Source organism: Brevibacillus reuszeri (assembly GCF_002897295.1).
In the GTDB taxonomy this organism is placed as follows: Bacteria; Bacillota; Bacilli; order Brevibacillales; family Brevibacillaceae; genus Brevibacillus; species Brevibacillus reuszeri_A.
In genome coordinates this window covers 56,190-71,304 of sequence record NZ_BEXF01000003.1, presented here as the reverse complement: position 1 = coordinate 71,304, position 15,115 = coordinate 56,190, and the positions used below count along the sequence as shown (strand labels likewise).

Annotated in this window: 17 protein-coding genes; 13 read left to right on the top strand and 4 right to left on the bottom strand. The window is 44.9% G+C overall.

Features of this window, described 5'->3' with window-relative positions:
* Positions 1-123: 123 nt before the first annotated feature.
* On the bottom strand, positions 124-903 hold the full coding sequence (locus tag C3B52_RS05800) for a nuclear transport factor 2 family protein (RefSeq protein WP_103105141.1): 780 nt from the start codon (positions 901-903) through the stop codon (positions 124-126).
* 287 nt (positions 904-1,190) lie between these two features.
* Here C3B52_RS05800 and C3B52_RS05795 point away from each other — a divergent pair, with 287 nt between their 5' ends.
* The 8 genes from C3B52_RS05795 to C3B52_RS05760 all read left to right on the top strand — a co-directional run bounded on the left by C3B52_RS05795 (position 1,191) and on the right by C3B52_RS05760 (position 9,516).
* Positions 1,191-1,787: a TetR/AcrR family transcriptional regulator gene (locus C3B52_RS05795; protein ID WP_103105140.1), complete on the top strand. Its 597-nt coding sequence runs from the start codon at positions 1,191-1,193 to the stop codon at positions 1,785-1,787.
* A 394-nt stretch (positions 1,788-2,181) separates the two neighbouring features.
* The gene (locus C3B52_RS05790) at positions 2,182-2,796 is read left to right on the top strand and encodes a VanW family protein (RefSeq protein ID WP_103105139.1); all 615 of its coding nucleotides are present in this window, start codon (positions 2,182-2,184) and stop codon (positions 2,794-2,796) included.
* Positions 2,797-2,950: 154 nt separating this feature from the next.
* Positions 2,951-3,472 carry a hypothetical protein gene (locus C3B52_RS05785; protein ID WP_103105138.1) on the top strand — a complete coding sequence of 174 codons (522 nt, stop codon included), beginning with the start codon at positions 2,951-2,953 and terminating at the stop codon, positions 3,470-3,472.
* A gap of 194 nt (positions 3,473-3,666) precedes the next feature.
* Positions 3,667-4,863 carry a serine hydrolase domain-containing protein gene (locus tag C3B52_RS05780; RefSeq protein ID WP_103105137.1) on the top strand — a complete coding sequence of 399 codons (1,197 nt, stop codon included), beginning with the start codon at positions 3,667-3,669 and terminating at the stop codon, positions 4,861-4,863.
* Between the two features lie 101 nt (positions 4,864-4,964).
* Positions 4,965-5,591 (top strand): fumarylacetoacetate hydrolase family protein, encoded by a 627-nt coding sequence (locus C3B52_RS05775; RefSeq protein ID WP_103105136.1) that lies wholly within the window; start codon positions 4,965-4,967, stop codon positions 5,589-5,591.
* A 286-nt stretch (positions 5,592-5,877) separates the two neighbouring features.
* Complete coding sequence (locus C3B52_RS05770; protein WP_103105135.1) at positions 5,878-6,783, top strand: C40 family peptidase; 906 nt, start codon at positions 5,878-5,880, stop codon at positions 6,781-6,783.
* Between the two features lie 202 nt (positions 6,784-6,985).
* Positions 6,986-8,590: an acyl-CoA synthetase gene (locus C3B52_RS05765; RefSeq protein WP_235615612.1), complete on the top strand. Its 1,605-nt coding sequence runs from the start codon at positions 6,986-6,988 to the stop codon at positions 8,588-8,590.
* 107 nt (positions 8,591-8,697) lie between these two features.
* Positions 8,698-9,516: a transglycosylase domain-containing protein gene (locus C3B52_RS05760; protein WP_103105133.1), complete on the top strand. Its 819-nt coding sequence runs from the start codon at positions 8,698-8,700 to the stop codon at positions 9,514-9,516.
* A gap of 128 nt (positions 9,517-9,644) precedes the next feature.
* On the opposite strand, the gene xerS is transcribed toward C3B52_RS05760, so the two are convergent.
* Complete coding sequence (gene xerS, locus C3B52_RS05755) at positions 9,645-10,757, bottom strand: tyrosine recombinase XerS (protein ID WP_103105132.1); 1,113 nt, start codon at positions 10,755-10,757, stop codon at positions 9,645-9,647.
* Positions 10,758-10,924: 167 nt separating this feature from the next.
* Here xerS and C3B52_RS05750 point away from each other — a divergent pair, with 167 nt between their 5' ends.
* From C3B52_RS05750 to C3B52_RS05740, 3 genes are all read left to right on the top strand, one after another.
* Positions 10,925-11,302, top strand: coding sequence for a (2Fe-2S) ferredoxin domain-containing protein (locus C3B52_RS05750; protein WP_103105131.1), 378 nt, complete (start codon positions 10,925-10,927; stop codon positions 11,300-11,302).
* A 308-nt stretch (positions 11,303-11,610) separates the two neighbouring features.
* The gene (locus C3B52_RS05745; RefSeq protein ID WP_103105475.1) at positions 11,611-12,804 is read left to right on the top strand and encodes a glycine C-acetyltransferase; all 1,194 of its coding nucleotides are present in this window, start codon (positions 11,611-11,613) and stop codon (positions 12,802-12,804) included.
* On the top strand, positions 12,801-13,763 hold the full coding sequence (locus C3B52_RS05740; RefSeq protein WP_103105130.1) for an L-threonine 3-dehydrogenase: 963 nt from the start codon (positions 12,801-12,803) through the stop codon (positions 13,761-13,763). Before C3B52_RS05745 ends, C3B52_RS05740 begins: the two co-directional genes overlap by 4 nt.
* Positions 13,764-13,859: 96 nt before the next feature.
* Here C3B52_RS05740 and C3B52_RS05735 read toward each other — a convergent pair whose 3' ends face one another.
* Positions 13,860-14,144, bottom strand: a complete 285-nt coding sequence (locus C3B52_RS05735; RefSeq protein ID WP_103105129.1) for a hypothetical protein — start codon at positions 14,142-14,144, stop codon at positions 13,860-13,862.
* Positions 14,145-14,283: 139 nt separating this feature from the next.
* Here C3B52_RS05735 and C3B52_RS05730 point away from each other — a divergent pair, with 139 nt between their 5' ends.
* Entirely contained in the window at positions 14,284-14,619 is a 336-nt protein-coding gene (locus C3B52_RS05730; protein WP_103105128.1) for a hypothetical protein, read from the top strand.
* Between the two features lie 29 nt (positions 14,620-14,648).
* Positions 14,649-14,801, top strand: coding sequence for a hypothetical protein (locus tag C3B52_RS36330; protein WP_164684711.1), 153 nt, complete (start codon positions 14,649-14,651; stop codon positions 14,799-14,801).
* A gap of 85 nt (positions 14,802-14,886) precedes the next feature.
* Here C3B52_RS36330 and C3B52_RS05725 read toward each other — a convergent pair whose 3' ends face one another.
* Positions 14,887-15,078, bottom strand: a complete 192-nt coding sequence (locus C3B52_RS05725) for a YozQ family protein (protein WP_103105127.1) — start codon at positions 15,076-15,078, stop codon at positions 14,887-14,889.
* Positions 15,079-15,115: the final 37 nt, after the last annotated feature.

The following is a 15,115-nucleotide window of genomic DNA, read 5'->3' as shown; positions in this document are numbered from 1 at the left end:
TGGCAGAGCAGGAACCTTTTTTGTTTTTTAAAATAGTTAGGCTGCTATCACTCATTTATTTGCAATGCGAAAGACATCACCATTATTTAAAGTGGCGATGTCTTTCTTGCAGATGTCCAAACTTTAAAATCTGCTGTTCGAATTTTTCCGCTTTTCTGGGGGCAGTATGGCTTCGATTACGTCCCAATGCTCGGCAATCTTTCCGTTCTCTACGCGGAACAAGTCGTAGAAAGCGTTAGGCTCTCCATTAATGAGACCTTCGCTTATCGTTAGAACAAAATCGCCTTGACCGATTACCTGATGAATATGTGTGTATTGCATTTCAATATGTTGCTCCTCCATTGCCCGAACTGCAGCACTAAGACCGGAAAGGCCGTCTGCAATATGTGGATCATGCTGAATATAATGATCCCCATCAAAGTAGGTGGTAAGCAGTCCTCGATTCTTCCCGATCATGATATCTTCGACAAAGCGTTTGACATATGTTTTATTCGCATCCGTCTTATCGATATCCTTAATCGTGACCGGTCCGTCAATCATCGTATGATTGCTTGGTGTTTTCTTCACCATCTCTTGCAAGTTGTCCCAATGCTCGACGATTCGTCCATTCTCAAAACGAAAGATATCAAAGCCGATTTTGGGACCGTGAAAATCATATACAGAATGAAGAGCCACGTAATCTCCATCGACTAAAGCGCGCTTAATGCTAACCTTTAGCCCCAAATCCTTCAGATGATCAAGTGCACTAAGCATGGCCGCACGACCATTGGGCAAAGCCTGGTTATGCTGAATGTATTTATCGGGATGAACGTAATTCATAATCGCTTCAGGGTTGCCGCTTTCTAAGCTTTCCAGTACTGCAATTGCTTTTTTGACAAGCTCATTCTGAGTGTTTAGATCCATTAGAATTGCTCCTTTATTTATCAGAGGTTGAATTTTCATTTAAGAGGCTGACACCTAATGATGGACTTGCTTAATCATGAAATTGTCTTCATCTAGACATACCTCTTTTCATTGGATTAATGGTCATTAGATAAATAATAGGCATCTGTTGTTTATTTATCTTTCGCTCATTATAATTGGAGTGAATACAACGCTCAATATTCAATCATTTTGATTTTGAAGGATAAAATACAATTCAGATCACTTTGTCGCATAACGACTCAAATTTTTTTCTAGGAGAGAAGACAATGAACAAGAAAGTCGATTTACGAATACGGCGCACAAAGCAATCGATTCGAACGGCTTTTTTTGAACTTATTCAAGAAAAAGGATATGAAGCGATAACGATCCAGGATATTGCCGATCGGGCTATGATTAATCGAAACACGTTTTATCTTCACTACGATAATAAACCTGACTTATTACATACTTGTATAGATGGGCTGTTGAGCGAAGTGAAGAATGTAATCGTTCAATGTCCGATCAACGAGAATCCATACAGTATTTCGAAGCTCGAGACAGTCATGCGAGCTATATTGGAACATATTACGCGTAATACATCTTTTTACCGTGCTATGTTAATTGAAGAGAATAGAATCTATCAGTTTCGAGAGAAAATGGAGAATATCATAAAAGATAAACTAAATGAGGGGGTCCATCCTAATGCAGGAAAATCCCCTGTCCCCATAACCAAGGAATTGCTGCTTGAATATCTTGTATCGTCCTTCATGGGCGTTATTATTTGGTGGATTAAGAACGATCAGCCTCTTTCTGCGAGTGAAGTTTCCTCGCAGTTTAGTAGATTGGTTGCCTACGGTCATTTGAAAAACGAGGGTATCGAATAATAGTGGCCTAGAGGAAGCAAAGGAGAGCATGAGGGGTTGGATGGTTCAATTGTTGCGTTCACAGAGCTCCGACCCTTCGGCAGAACAAATGGCTTACGTTTCCTCTCATAATGTACGCTTTAAAAAGACAGAGCACTCGGTGTGATCGACGACGAGGAATAACACCATAGAAAAAGGAAGGCCAATGAATTGTTGGTCTTCCTTTTTCTATGCCTGCCTTTCTTACCATAAGTACCTGTGTAAAAAGACCAACATTTTCAGGTTGATCTAAATTTTAATCGTACGTAACATAATATAGGTAAAGTGAAAAACGCTTGTGTAAGATCGAAATCAATCGGTTTCCATATATGACTCATCCCAATTAGTAAAATCGTAGAAGCGAGGGAGAACTTACATGAAGAAATTCAAGTCTTTAGCGGCTTGCATCGTTGCTACAGCATTGCTGTTTTCTTTGGGCACATCAGTCTTTCCAGTCTCAGCCTCTGCCAAAAGCTCCTCAGAGCTTACTCCGATGGAACTGAGAGCCAAGTATCTAAAGAAAATGGAGATTAATGAAAAAGATGTCCTGGGCTTTTATCATACGACGATGGACACCAGCTCTGAAGCACGCAGACACAATATCGAAAAAGCTCTGAGAAGAATCAACAATGAGAAAATTAAGCCGAGTGAAGTATTCTCCTATAATAAGTCGGTCGGCAATGCGAATCTTGAAGATGAAGGATGGAAAAAGGCAGGAGTGATCTTGAACGGTCAGCTTACAGATGATTACGGTGGAGGGATTTGTCAGGTTTCCAGTACCCTTTTCAATGCCACTGAAGAGGCGAAGATGACGATGGTCGAACGCCATAATCACAGTAAGTCGGTCGGATACGTACCAGCGGGTCAAGATGCGACCGTGGCTTACGGATTACTGGACTTCCAATTCTCTAACCCTTATGATTTTCCTGTGAAAATTAAAGCAAAAGCGTACGATGACAAGCATGTTGTGGTAGCGATCGTACGGGCATAAAAACGAGACATGGACCAAGAAGCAGGGTGTACCCGTGAGGGAAGCCCTGTTTTTTTATGTCTGAATTAACTTCCTAAAAAATGGATGAAAAAGTTTTGATGGATGGTTTTTAGTCAAGCATTCCGGACCATACTTTGGAGAGGGAGGTGCCGTGATGTATATAAAGGTGACAGGAGACAGCGAGGATCGAAGGGTTCTTGTAATGGGAGAGCCTCTGATTCGTCATGAACAGGATGACTATTATCTTTTGCCAGGCAGATTGGTTCGCGCATTGAAGCCGGATGATCTGCCTATAGGAATTCGATTTAAACTCGCTGGTTCACTTCCCTCCGGGTACGGTTTTTATCGCGAAGACACTGTCGTTTTTCGCAGATGGAATGAAACATCAGCACTCTGGATTGATGTGACTTCATCTTATCTCGTTTCGGAGTGGGATGGATTATTTCCTTTGGAGGCGACAGTTCTCGCGCGAAAAACAACGCTTGAGCAGCAGGAGCGCTTTTGCTCGATCGCGTGTGAAACGGGCGAGCAACTCATGAAAATCCGCTATGCTTTTTCATGGAGTACGGAGGAGGAGCTTGACTTAGAGAGAGCACTGGAAGACATTTGCGATACTGTTTTTGAAGTCGAAGCGAAAGGAAATGCCCGTCTTTGGCCTGGCTATGGGCATTGTTAGCTGTTCGTAATCAATACCGGAAAAAAGCGTACAAGAAAAAGGAAAGATTATTTTGAGGAAGAGCTGCTTGCTGATAGCAGCTTTTTTTGTTGAGCATTACTGGAATCTGCTATCATAAAGGTAAGTTTTGGTAATGAGGAAGCAAGATATTATGAAAGAAAAAATGAGTTGATCCGAGAGGGAGTGGCGCACCGATGGAATCAAAAGGTTTCTCGAAGCTGCGGCTTCAGCGTATGCATGATGTTTTAACAGGCTTTGTAGATCGAGGAGAATTACCTGGAATGGTAACGTTAGTAAGCCGAAAGGGAGACGTACATGTTGAGGAGCTCGGTATGCATGCATTCAACGGAAATGCGCCCATGCGCCGAGATACGATATTTCGTATTGCTTCGATGACGAAGCCCATAACCGCAGTAGCGGCGATGATTCTCGTAGAACAATGCAAGCTGCGATTGGACCAGTCACTGGATCATCTCTTACCGGAACTCGCCAATCACAAGGTTTTGAGATCACTCAACAGCCCTCTCGATGACTTCGTACAAGCGAAAAGAAGTATCACTTTACGCGATTTACTGACGTTTCGCCTAGGTATTGGTGCAGTGATGGCTCATCCCGATACATACCCAATTCAGACAGCTATGGACGAGGCTGGTCTTTCCCCAGGTCCAAACCCACCAACACTTCGTTCAGACGAATGGATGAAGCGTCTTGGCAAGCTGCCTTTCATCCACCAGCCAGGTGAATCGTGGATGTATCATACTGGTTCCGACATTCTTGGGATTGTTATCGAACGTGCATCTGGCAAAAAGCTGGAGAATTTTTTCCATGAGAGTATTTTTGAGCCACTTGGAATGAAGGATACAAGCTTCTATGTGCCACATGAAAAGCTGAACAGACTACCTCCGAGCTACATGCGAAATCGCACGACAGGCGAACTGACCGTGCACGATGATCCTAATCATAGCAGATGGGGCAGAATACCCGTTTTTCAATCGGGAGGCGGAGGGCTCGTCTCAACGGTGGACGACTATCACAGCTTTTGCCGGATGATGGTGAACAAGGGTAGTTATGGACGCGAGCGCATCCTATCCCGACCGAGTGTCGAGCTCATGACCACCGATCACTTGACGTCAGCACAGAGGATGTCATCACGTACATTCTTTGGTGACAGCAGCAGCTGGGGCTTCGGTGTTGCTGTAAATATACAGCGTAACGATCTTTTCTCTGTTCCGGGGCGTTTTGGGTGGGACGGAGGGATCGGAACGTCAGGGTATTCTGATCCGGCAGAAGACATGATTGGGATCTTGATGACCCAGCGCCTCATGGATTCGACAGCACCTTCAAGCGTTTACCAAGATTTTTGGACATTGGCATACCAAGCGATAGACTAGGAGAGCACATCGAAGCCAAGTGGCGAAACTTTTTTCATAAAGACAGGGCATAGCCATGATATAGTAACAATGAGTGAATAGCTGCCAAAGGAGAGGACACAATGGAAACGATTCAAAATATTTATTGTGTAGGCCGCAATTATCGCCTTCACGCCGCTGAACTGGGCAATGACGTACCTACGAAACCGATGATTTTTGACAAGCCGACTCATGCATTGGCTGAGGCTGTTGGGAACGTAATCGAGCTTCCAGGCACACGGGGAGAGCTACATTATGAAGCAGAGCTCGTTATACATATTGCCAGACCGTATGAAGCTGGCGTTACACTTGAGCAAATGGTTGATAAGATTGCGCTTGGCATTGATTTTACGCTTAGAGATGTACAAAGTGACTTGAAAAAGGCTGGTCATCCATGGCTGCTGGCAAAAGGCTTTAGAAACTCCGCGATTTTAACACCATTTCATGCCTTTCCAGGAGTGGATGCTCTACAAAATACCGACTTTTCATTGTTGAAAAACGGGGAGCAGGTACAACGCGGGAAAATTAGCGATGTTATTTTCGATTTGATGACAATCATAGCGTATATTTCAGACAATTTTGGTTTGGATCAAGGCGACATCATTTATACAGGTACACCAGCAGGGGTAGGACCTATTGCAGACGGCGATGTCATGACACTCGTTTGGGGTGAGGAAAACTGGGGTCAATTTACAGCGAAGCTGAAATAGGCGACCCAACTATTAATTGGAACAAAAGAACCATCTTCTGACATGATCTTGCAGAAGATGGTTCTTTTTTAGGTAAGCAGTGCGATTGAAAGCGATTATCAGCTTATCTGGTTCTATGGTACTATAAGGCAACTGCGGCATAGTTTACAGCTTGTTTTCAGACTAGTCCGATGCTACCAAATCCGTGATTGGTAAATTTTACGGTCTTATCCTCCCGTTTCCTCTTGAGGTAATCTGTCCATGTACCCGACGACGGGTTCCACAACATGGCAAGGAGGAAAAGAAAGTGACGAAACGAGATTGGGTAATGAAGTCAACAGTAGCAGTCATCCTGAGTACGTCCCTGTTAATGGGTGGTCAAATTGGACAAGCGGCCGCTAAGACACAAGATTCACAACAATCAAAAATTGTGGACATTGCGACTTCATTGATTGGGAAAGATTATGAGTACAAGGCAAAAGGACCGAAACAGTTTGGTTCAGCCGAACTGGCAACCTATACTTACAAACAAGTGGGTATTTCCATCGGAAGCACCATTGCAAACCTGTCCAAGGCAGGGAAGAAAGTCTCCCAAAGCAGTGTAGAGCCAGGGGATCTAGTATTCTTCTCATCCAATGGCAGCAGCAATGCTTCCTTTATGGGCATCTACATAGGCAATGATCAATTCGTTTATTCTTCGCAAGGGGAAGACGCAGTTGTACTGAAAAGCTATTCTGAGTATAGCAAAAAATTCGTCACAGCACGTCGTATCCTTGATGGGTCTGGCTCCTCTGACAATTCTTCCAGTACACCAGAAAAACCAGCAAGCGACATTGCCAGCAAGGTTATCAAAAACGGTGAAAAGTACATGGGCACGAAATACAAATATGGCTCAAGCAGCAGCACAACCAAAACATTTGACTGCTCATCCTTCACTCAACGCGTCTTTAAGGAAGCAGGCATCACCTTGCCACGCGATTCCCGTCAGCAATCGACTGTAGGCAAATCTGTATCCAAAAAAGACTTGCAAAAAGGTGATCTGATCTTCATGAAGGCTTCCGTCAATAGCTCTTCAGACCGGATTACACACGTTGCCATTTACGCAGGAAACGGTAAGATTCTACATACCTATGGCAGTCCTGGCGTAACGTACTCCAAGTTCGATGGCACGAACTGGGAGAAACGTGTGGTAAAAATCAAGCGAGTTATCTAACCTGCTTCCATAAGAAACGCGATGATCTGGCTCTCGTGCATAGCATGAGAGTCTTTGTTATTATGTAAGACGCAAATGGTGTGCAATAGTTACGCGATTAGTCGTTGCCAATTATTTCATTAGTATGCTAATAAATTTGCGTTTAAAATAGACAGAATAGAGGAAAAATGTAAAAAACGTCGAATACTATTTTTCTGTATATATGAAAAAACTGGAGGTGTGTCATTTGCAATTGAACATGCCAGCATTTTATAACTTTGCTGCACAAGTGGATGAATGGGCGAGGAAAAATCCGGACAGACGGGCAGTCTGGGAGCTGGACGAGCAAGGACACGAGCATATATTGACATACGAGGAGCTGCGCCGTTATTCCAATCGGATTGCCAACGGTCTTTCCTCCATCGGGATCGGGCGCGGAGATAAAGTATTGGTCCTTGTGACACGGGGAACGCTGGCGTATGGTCTTTATCTGGCATTGCTAAAGGTAGGGGCAGTCATCCTGCCGGGCTCAGAGATGCTGCGTCACAAAGATATTGAATACCGTGTCAATCACGCAAAAGTGAAAGCAGTAATCGGATTTGATGGCGTGCAGGATGAAGTAGAGCCTACTCGCGGGAGCTGTGCCTCGCTTAGCCACTTCATTACAGTCGGAGATGCCAAAGAGGGCTGGATTTCTCTCGGTAGCCTGCTGGCTGATCAGGACGACGAATTCACTGTTGTGAACACAGCTTCTGACGAGCTAGCCTTTCTTTCCTATACATCGGGAACAACGGGTGGACCTAAAGGCGTCATGCATGTACACGGCTGGCCTTTCGCTCATCTGGCAGTAGCAGCGTCGCAGTGGCTGGATGTCCGCGAGGGAGATGTGGTTTGGGCGACGGCAGGGCCAGGCTGGGCAAAATGGATTTGGAGTCCTTTTGTCTCCACACTTGGTATGGGTGCAACAGCGTTTGTATATAAAGGAAGATTCAGTGCGGAAAATTATTTAACTATTTTGCAAGATTACCCGGTTTCCGTATTGTGTGCGACTCCAACCGAGTATCGTCTGATGGCAAAAGTATCTGACTTGAATCAATACAAGCTGCATGCATTGCGCTCGGCATGTTCGGCAGGTGAGCCGCTTAATCGAGAAGTAATTGATACATTCCGCCGGGAGTTTTCGATTACTGTACGCGATGGCTACGGACAAACAGAAAGTACGCTGTTGGTTGGCACGTTTGTTGGAATGGAGCCGAAACCAGGATCAATGGGCAAACCATCGCCAGTAGTACGAATCGCCATTATCGACGAAGAAGGCGAAGAAGTCGCGGTAGGCAAGGTAGGTGATATCGCCATCGATCGAAATATGGTTGCACTGTTTAAAGGCTATTTGGATGATCCGGTGCGTACAGCCAAAGCGTATCGCGGTGATTGGTTCGTGACAGGCGACCAAGGACGTATGGATGAGGATGGGTATATTTGGTTTGAAGGGCGTTCCGACGATATTATTATTTCTGGCGGGTACACGATCGGGCCGTTCGAGGTGGAGGATGCGCTGGTGAAGCACCCTTCGGTGGCGGAATGTGCTGCAGTCGCCAGCCCTGATCCAGAGCGCGGTAATGTCGTAAAAGCTTTCATTATATTAAAGAAAGGCAACACGCCTTCTGATGAATTGGTGGCAGAATTACAAGATCATGTCAAACGCTTAACGGCTCCATATAAATACCCACGTAAAATCGAATTTGTACAGGAGCTGCCAAAGACGACCTCGGGAAAAATCAGGCGAATCGAGCTTCGTCAGCAGGAATCAGGACAGCATCAATCCTAAAACAACAAAGATTACGGAAATGTAAGGTTACTGTAATTAGATTCGATGGGATCAAACACGCACACCCCCTACAATGATAGTAGAAGCAAGACAAGGGGGATGTGCGCATGAACCAGTATTCCATACCCGTTGTTGGCAATGCGCAAACATATGTTGCGACAAACGAGAGAGAGCGAGTAGAGCAACAGGGCTCGACTTGGAAAAAACGAATCAGAATTGTACTGATTACAATAGTAGCCTGCGTTGTCCTTGCCCCTATTTTTTTAGGCTGGGCAGGGAATCTATGGATTGATGAAAAGAAATTGGCTGCGCTGCATGACACAAAAAGTGCGACGTATGTCAAGCTGGATGAAATGCCTGATTACATGTGGAAAGCTTTTGTCGCGATTGAAGATCATCGCTTCATGCAGCATGGCGGAGTTGACCCAGTCGCGCTGGCTCGGGCGCTTTGGATTGATGTGCGTCAGGGCGGTTATGTGCAGGGTGGCAGCACGATCACGATGCAATTAGCCCGCAATCTTTTTTTGACCCAGGATAAAACGATGCTGCGAAAAGCGAAGGAAATGGCGATCGCCTTACAGCTGGAACAGCGATACAGTAAAAAAGAGCTGCTGGAAATGTATTTAAATGTCATTTACTTTGGGCATGGAAAAAACGGGATCGGTGAAGCGACTGCGTTTTATTTTGGCAAGTCAGCTAAAGCAATGGGGAAGGACGCAATCACTTTGGGTGAGGCAGCAATTCTTGCTTCATTGCCGAAAGCGCCAGAAAACTACTCACCCATTAAGCATTGGCAAAAAGCGAAAGAGCGGCAAAGCGTCGTCTTGAATCGTATGGCTCAGATGGATGTAATCGATCAGGCACAGAAACAAAAGGCTCTGACCGAAAACATCCGTGTGACAAAAACAGTGAAACCAGCTTCGTAAATGAATTTGAATAATGATCCCTTCTGTCACTTGGCAGGGGGGATTTTTCAGTCGATGAAAAAATGAAATACTGACCATCCGTAGACGAGACAAAGCAGACAGTCAGTGTATTTGTCGTGCAACGATGCTTATGTGGTTCGATTGACGGCTTTGCCTAGAGCATCCTCTAAGACATGAGCGTACTGCATGGTTGTTTCGATTTTGGAATGTCCCAGTTGCGCCTGGAGCTGGTGAGGATCGGGGTTCAAGCGCAAAAACTGGGTCGCGAAGCTGTGCCTGAGCTTATGTACGGACAAGTCTGGGATTCCAAAAGCTTTGGCGTATTTTTTCACCAGCTTTTGAACGGAGCGAACCTCAATACGATGACCATTTGGATTGGTCGGGGAGACAGCAAGAAAAACAGCATCTTCCTGGTGTGATGGCATATATTTGTCTCGCTCTTGCAAATAGCGCCCCAAGTATTCTTTTCCCCAATCACTGAAAAAGGGAGCGTCCTCTTTTTTGCCCTTGCGCACCATTTTTAGTTGATTCTTTTCCATAACAATATCGGACAAGTCCAAGCTTACGATTTCTGATACACGAAAGCCTCCCGAGAGAATCAACGCGACAATGGCGGTATCACGATCGCGGTTTTGGAGATGAAATTGCTGCTTTTTCACCGTGTTACAATGCGCAAGGTAACCGTTGTAGACAAAATCGACGAACTGGTAAATTTCATCGTCGATCAATATTTTGGCACGAATAGCATTTGCTCGGGCTAGCGGGGTGAGCTCGATCGTTTCCACTTCTATTTTGGCTAGGACATTGCGAGTTAAATACGATTCGCCATTATCATCCTCAGCCAATGCAGCCAAGTAATGAAACAATGATTTCAGACTGGAAATCTTTCTGCTGATTGTCCGATCACTGTACTCTTTTTTTGCACTGCGGGTAGGCTTGGTCAAAAGAGCAGAGCGCTCATATAGATGTGATTCCTGTAAGTACAGAATATAGCTTTCTACCGTTTCCTTCTTAAGATCATTGAGATCCTGCAAGGGAATATGCTTCATCTCAGCGGCAGGGGTCAAGCCTTCTGTCATCATCCAACGAAAGAAAAACGTAATATCACGCAAATAACCGAGCAGGGTGGAGGGAGAATTTTTCTTCGTTTTTTTATGCTCAATGAATTTCTCCACGTACCAGGGAAAGGAGCCCATTAATTCTAGTAGCTGCAAGGCATCGCGTTGCTTGGTTACGGACATGCTTTCACCACCATCTATCATATTTGTGTACGAACATATATTCTATCAAAAACTAAACGTTCTGGGAATTGCTAATTGCGCTATTTACAGGCATGATGAGAAAAGATATAGTAAAACAGTAGATAAACGTTATCATTACGTTTTGATACAGGGAGGAGTGACAGGAAGTGGCAACTTGGGATTTATCGCAAACGACGCACCATGTATTGATCTGTAATGGCGGCAGCTGTATGCGCAAAGGTGGGGAAGAAGTAACGGCAGCAATTCGGGAATCAATCACAAGAGCAGGGTTGGATGATGTCGTACATACTACCCGCACACGCTGTAATGGGCGGTGTGAGGATGCCTGTGTAGTGATCGTTTATCCAGAGGGGATCTGGTATGAAAACGTGACACCAGAGAATGCAGACCTTTTGGTCGAGCAGCACCTGCGTAATGATGAGCCAGTTGAATCATTGATGACGCATCGCTATATGCCAGGTGGCTTTGCACGGACGGAATCGGCAAGACGTGGCATTTTAAAATCGGAAAAAGCCAAGAAATAAAGCAAAACCACATTCCACTTGAAATGGTGGAGAGTGGTTTTTTGTTTTTTCACCGCTAAGTCTAAGATTGCTCGAGAAGGAGAACTTTATGGGGAGGGACAGAATTTTTTTGTGAAAGCGTGATCATTTATGTCTTTGTCATATGGACATTTTATGAAAATGGTGGTAACCTAATAGCAAATAAGGTTGATTTAGAGCGTTTTAATCAAAAATATAACGTCCATACGGAGTGTACATTTGTTTTTGTGGAAATTACGAAGTCAGTCCGCACGTGTACAGCCCATGGTCGAATGCTGGAGGGATTCACGTTGGCGAGCAAAACATTGGAGCATTTTTTACAAGAAAATTTGACTGATCTGAAAAGCAAAGGTCTATACAATGTCATCGATCCATTGCAAAGTGCAAATGGTCCGGTCATCACGATCTCTGGAAAAAAACTGATCAATCTTTCCTCCAATAACTACCTCGGTCTGGCAACAGATCAACGTCTTATTGATGCGGCTGTAGCTGCTGCACAAAAGTATGGGGTAGGTGCCGGTGCAGTTCGGACCATCAACGGTACGCTTGAGCTTCATACACAGCTTGAAGAAAAGCTTGCAGCTTTCAAGCACACAGAAGCAGCAATCGCTTATCAGTCCGGCTTTAACTGCAACATGGCTGCGATCTCAGCGGTCATGGACAAAGATGATGCTATTTTGTCCGACGAGTTGAACCACGCTTCGATTATTGATGGTTGCCGACTGTCTCGTGCACAAATCATTCGCGTCAATCACTCCGATATTGATGATCTGCGCGCGAAAGCAAAAGAAGCAAAAGAGTCCGGTAAATATAAGAAATTGATGGTCATTACAGATGGAGTTTTCTCCATGGATGGTGACGTTGCCAAGCTCCCTGAAATCGTGGAGGTTGCCGAAGAATTCGATTTGATTACGTACGTAGATGATGCACATGGCTCCGGTGTTTTGGGTAAAGGTGCAGGAACTGTGAAGCACTTTGGCTTGTCGGACAAAATCGACTTCCAGATCGGAACTCTTTCCAAAGCGATTGGCGTAGTGGGTGGCTATGTAGCCGGCCGCCAAGAGCTGATCGACTGGCTCAAGGTTCGCAGCAGACCATTCCTGTTCTCCACAGCGTTGACACCTGCAGATGTGGCAGCATCGATTGCAGCTATCGATATTTTGCAAAACAGTACAGAGCTGCATGACAAGCTATGGGATAACGGCAATTACTTGAAAAAAGGCTTAAAAGAGCTCGGCTTTAACATTGGCGAGAGTGAAACACCGATTACACCATGCATCATCGGTGATGAGTCGCAGACACAAGATTTTAGTAAACGTCTCTATGCAGAAGGCGTATATGCGAAAGCGATTGTGTTCCCAACCGTAGCAAAAGGCACAGGTCGCGTACGAAACATGCCAACGGCAGCACATACAAAAGAAATGCTGGATCAAGCCCTGAGCATCTATGAAAAAGTAGGCAAAGAAATGGGGATTCTCAAATGAAAAAGATACTGGTAACAGGGGCGCTGGGGCAGATCGGGTCCGAGCTGATCACAAAGCTGCGTAATGTGTACGGTGCCGATCAAGTTGTAGCGACCGATATTCGCAAAAAAGAAGACGATCCAGTCGTGCAAGCAGGGCCGTTCGAGATTTTGGATGTAACAGATGGGGAGCGGATGTTTGAGCTAGCCAAAAAACATCAGGTGGATACGATTATGCATTTGGCAGCACTCTTATCCGCCACAGCAGAAGCAAAGCCTCTTCTGGCTTGGAATTTGAACATGGGTGGATTGGTTAACGCTTTGGAGACTGCACGTGAGCTGAACTGCCAGTTCTTCACTCCAAGCTCCATAGGTGCTTTTGGTCCATCCACGCCAAAAGACAATACGCCACAAGATACGATTCAGCGTCCTACGACGATGTATGGTGTAAATAAAGTCTCAGGCGAAATGTTGTGTGACTACTACTACCAAAAATTTGGGGTAGATACACGCGGTGTGCGTTTCCCCGGACTCATTTCATACGTAGCACCTCCAGGTGGAGGAACAACTGACTATGCGGTGGATATTTATTACAAAGCGATTCAAAACAAAGAGTACACCTCTTATATTGGAAAAGGCACTTATATGGACATGATGTACATGCCAGATGCGCTCAATGCGATTGTCGGGTTAATGGAAGCAGATGCATCCAAGCTCATTCACCGCAATGCGTTTAACGTAACTGCCATGAGTATCGAGCCAGAGGATGTAGCAGCATCGATTCGCAAGCACATTCCTGAGTTCAAGCTTTCTTACGAGGTAGACCCGGTTCGTCAAGCGATTGCGGATAGCTGGCCGAATTCGATTGATGCGTCAGCTGCTATGCAGGAATGGGGCTTCAAAGCAGAGTATGATTTGGATAAGATGACAGAAGACATGCTGGCGAAATTGCGGGGAAAGCTGCTGCAAAAGGTCGGTTAATCATATAGCGTAGCACGTACAGCTGCCACTTCCTGTAATTAACAGGGTGGCAGTTTTTTTGTACCAAAAAATTGCCACTTCCTTGTCCAGCGTTAACTACCATTCGTACGTATTTTTCAGCTGCTCCATCGACTGCAAAAATTGTGTCTGCGCCTCCGGTTGCGATAGAAGCTGCTGAACGTAATCCTTATCAATTAAAAGATTGGCAACCTGATAATTATGGTGCAGCAAGTATTGATTCTTCTCGTCCAAAAGCCACATCAGAAACCATTTCTGTGTTTGCAGTAAACGAAGATGCTGCTGTAGTTCGTCTTCTGTTATCCAGGGGGCAATGCATTCAAATGAGAAAAAATTATCAACCAATCGCGAAAAATAACCCATTGTGCACCTCCACAACAAGAACTCTCCTAGAAAATACGAAAAGACGAGCCATTTGGTTTCGTGTTCTATGGTCTCGGATGTGTTTTTCTTCATTCGGGCAAAATAGTCGAGTAGCTTGGATGAAAGGATGGCATTCATTATGACCAAGAAAGATTATGTCCTTACGCTTTTGGAAAATATCGAAAAGCACAAGGGGATGTTCCCACAACAATTGCAGACACAGTTGGAGGAAGTGAGGCGGAATATCGAAGAGACTTCATCAGAGTCGTTCTTTGTGCAGACAAATGGTGTCGTTACCAGATCGGCGCTCCAGCAGTCCACGGAAACGAAGAACCCTATGTTTGCATTGTCGGAAATGTATTTCGATCTGAAAAAGATTGCAGAAGCAAATAGAGATACCTGCCCAGAATTGATTTCAGCACTTACCCAATATCAGGGCTTAACAAACGAATCAGAGGGTTATTCTCCCGAGTAACTATCATGAGAAGATTAAGGAGGGGAACGATGGATTTGCGAGCTAGCTTGAAAACGGACGAAGAAATGAAGAAAGCAAAAACTCAACCCACACAGGCTTCAATCGATAAGGATCGTGAGGAACCACAGGTTGAGAGCTGGGGATGGACGAATAATGCGGACACTGTTCGCCAAAATGATTAATCAGACAAAAACCGTCCCAGATCAGGACGGTTTTTTCTAAGTCTCACTTGGTGCTTTAAGCATGTCCTACAACTGGTTGAGGTACCTACATATTATTCTCCCCTGTATTTTCATCAATGTTTCCATCGTTCGTACCTTCCGCATATACATCGCTCACTTGTTCATGCGTAACAGCTAACCCTTTCTCTGTCTGAGATGTGCTTTTGTAATAGGATGGCTCGTACATTTTCTCGGCGACCTCATCAGTAGCATTGAACAGTTCCTGATTGTTTTTCATCACAGTTCCTCCTGTAAAGGGTTGATTTCCCGATGGA